This window comes from Acinetobacter sp. YH16042, from assembly GCF_013417245.1.
In the GTDB taxonomy this organism is placed as follows: Bacteria; Pseudomonadota; Gammaproteobacteria; order Pseudomonadales; family Moraxellaceae; genus Acinetobacter; species Acinetobacter amyesii.
In genome coordinates this window covers 1-2,896 of record NZ_VPEJ01000075.1, presented here as the reverse complement: position 1 = coordinate 2,896, position 2,896 = coordinate 1, and the positions used below count along the sequence as shown (strand labels likewise).

General features: G+C 39.8%; 2 protein-coding genes and 1 pseudogene. 2 read left to right on the top strand and 1 reads right to left on the bottom strand.

Annotated features, from left to right (window positions below):
• Positions 1-92: 92 nt before the first annotated feature.
• Entirely contained in the window at positions 93-1,262 is a 1,170-nt protein-coding gene (locus tag FTV37_RS16890; protein ID WP_180064304.1) for a MobA/MobL family protein, read from the bottom strand.
• A 304-nt stretch (positions 1,263-1,566) separates the two neighbouring features.
• Between FTV37_RS16890 and FTV37_RS16885 the strand changes: the two genes are divergently transcribed.
• Both FTV37_RS16885 and FTV37_RS16880 read left to right on the top strand, forming a co-directional pair.
• On the top strand, positions 1,567-2,343 hold the full coding sequence (locus FTV37_RS16885; RefSeq protein WP_180064305.1) for a hypothetical protein: 777 nt from the start codon (positions 1,567-1,569) through the stop codon (positions 2,341-2,343).
• Between the two features lie 329 nt (positions 2,344-2,672).
• Positions 2,673-2,896: pseudogene (locus tag FTV37_RS16880) on the top strand (hypothetical protein); the annotation flags it as partial.

Genomic DNA, 2,896 nt, shown 5'->3' with positions numbered 1-2,896 from the left:
CTGTAATCAGAGAAAAAGCATGGCGAAAATTTTAATTGTGTCTGTTCGCTCGTAGACACTCGCTCTGTAAAGCCTGAATAAATCCAGATAATTTAAAACCCCGGACCACCGTAATCATAATCATCAGATTTTGGCTTTGGCTGTTCAGATTGAACCAGTTTAGAGGGCTTATTCTGCGTGGGTAATGGATACTTTGGCTGGGAATACACTTCAAACTCAAAGCATGGCGTTGAGTTATGCTCTGAATCTCTCAATTTTCGATTCATGTTCTGAAGGTTCCAGCCTTCTTGATGCAATATAGGCTCTTGGGTTTTGATAATTTCACTAAAATCTTTTTCCAGTTTTTCCTTATTTTTCTGGTTCTTCACTAAATAATTCAGGTAATACATCACTTCCAATGATGAAAATGGATGGTTTTCAGCACTATAAAAATATTCATGTTGTTGATCTAATTGCTTTTGGCGTTCTTCGAGTTCTCGTTCTTGTTGATTGTGTTCCCGAATTTTTTGGATCTGAGCGAGATATTCCGCTGTCGCATTTTGTTGACCAACGCCTAGCTTAGGCTCAGGAAGATACAAAGTGCTGTGGATCTCGTTATATTTTTCATAGCTGTCTGCTGAAACCTGATTTTTGATGGTGATGTCCTGACCATCCAGTGTGTAGGTGACTGTAGGGCAGTGCTCGGCTAAAGCATCATTGAGGTGGTTTTCCCAGGCTTTGCGGATGTGCAATAAGAATGTGGAATAGTCTGCATGGCCATCCTGTAGCTGGATTTTCTTGGCACCGCCTTTGGCCGGATTTTGAGGATTGTAGCGTTTGAAATATTGTTCTGCTGTGCGTTCAATGCCGTCATCAGCTTTGAGGGAGAACATGAGGTGGCAATGCGGCTGATCTTCGCCACTGAGGCGCGATTTAACGTTGTGTATGGCGTATGAATGCGGATATTGCTGTGGAATTATATGTTTTTCTAAAAACGTCTCTATGAGCGTTTTACGCTGTTCTGGCGTGAACTCGTTTGGCAGGGCAATTTCATACTCCATGTATACTTTGGCATTGGCTCGTTCAAAACTGTCTGCTGCCTGCCAAAATTCAATCGGATCTTTCACCCAGGATGGCATGTTTCTGCCTGGTTCGATATGTTCTACGGTTTCGTTGCTGGTCTTGCGAATCCCTTCATATTGCATGAGTCGGCTGATGTAGAGGTAGTGGCCAGTCGCATAGCCTTTGTTTTTACTTTTGACGCTGAAATGGTAGCTGGCCATGTTCACCTCTGGTGGCTTGGGGACCGGTTTTTATGCAGTGAAACGAAATAAAAAGCGTCCGGATTTGGAATGCCTGAATGGCTGAAAATCCGGTAAAAGGGGGTCAAGGGGGAAACGCCCCATTGCGTACTAGTTTCTTCGCGATAGCAAGAAACTGTCAAGTGCGAATTATTTAAAATAAAAATAAAAATTCTTTTCAAGAAATTTTATTTTTATTTTAAATAATTATTTTCAGACTGCCCTCTTTAAATATGGTAAAACCATATTTAAAGAGGTTGCAGTTCTGAAAATTAGGCGGCAGATGATGACTGTTGAAAAAGCAAAAAAACGTGGAAGACCAGCTCAATTACTTCAAGTGGCAGAGTTACATGCTTTTGTGGAATATCTCTTAGAAAAAGATCCACGGACCGACTTACAGAATCAGGTCATTGATGCCTTACAAGCTGAAGACTTTAATTTTGAGATGTTGTCTGAAGCACAGAAAATATTAGTCAAAGAAGCATTAAAACCTTACAGAGAGCATCTGAAGCTTCAGCTGCTGTTTGATGAGCTGTCTAAAAATCCTAGACAGACTGAATATGAAGCTAAATTTATCGAGTTGTTTCATGCATACCAGGACAATCAACTGGGTGTTGCTGAACTGAATATTCTGAAGATGATGTGTACCCGATATCTGAATTTCAAAGCTCAAAAACTGCAATATGCTGATTTGGAGCTGTACTTGAGTCAGATCCAGAAAAAAGATGCAGGAAAAAAACGTAAAGCCGAAAATCAACGTAAGTTTGAAGTGGGTGGTGGAGTTTTAAGTGCTTATAAAGTCAAAAATGATGATGCGTTGGATACCGAAAAACTTTTAAAGCAGGTGCAGATTGATCGTTACTTAGCTGTAAAACTTCGACAAACAAGAATTTATAAGAAGGTATGGGCTATGGATCTTAATCCTAAAGAAAAGATAGAGTTGCTTTTTGAAGTTTTAAATCAATTAACTTTATTTCAACAGACTGCTGATGGAGTAAAGATTCTAGATCTAGCGATCAAAAATTCTCAAGAAAAGTTATTAAAAATTCAGACTCCTAAATAGTCACCGATTTTATAGACACCTTTTAGTTAGATTTTTCAGTTTTTATAAGAACTACTGATTAGGACCTTGACGGCCTGCTTTTTACTGGATAATCTTATTTCAACGCAGCAAAATCTGTGTCCAGGCGTGAGAACCTGATAAAATCTAGGTGCAATTAAATGTCGCACTTGCGGCTATTTTTTTGCCTACTGTTAAGCAGTCCCTATGGTAGCTTAGCAGGGCAGCTTTGTGCTGGCTGATCCTAGATTCAGTATTCTCACCCCTGTTAAGTTGCCTCCATTGCCGTGAGAAGTGATGGAGATAATTAAACTCTTATCTAGGAAACTGCTATGCAGATTAAATTCAATAATGCAAACCCATGCATGCCAAAAAACCTCGCTAAACAACTGATTGTCGAAAGCGCAAAACTTCTGAATCATCAACAACGCCAAGCCTTGCTCGATATTTTCATGACTTTAGATCAGGCGGAAAGAACAGCTGAAAATACACTTCAGCAACATGCTGTAGCGCAACAAAGCACCCACAACTTTTCTCAAGATTACGAATGCCAAGA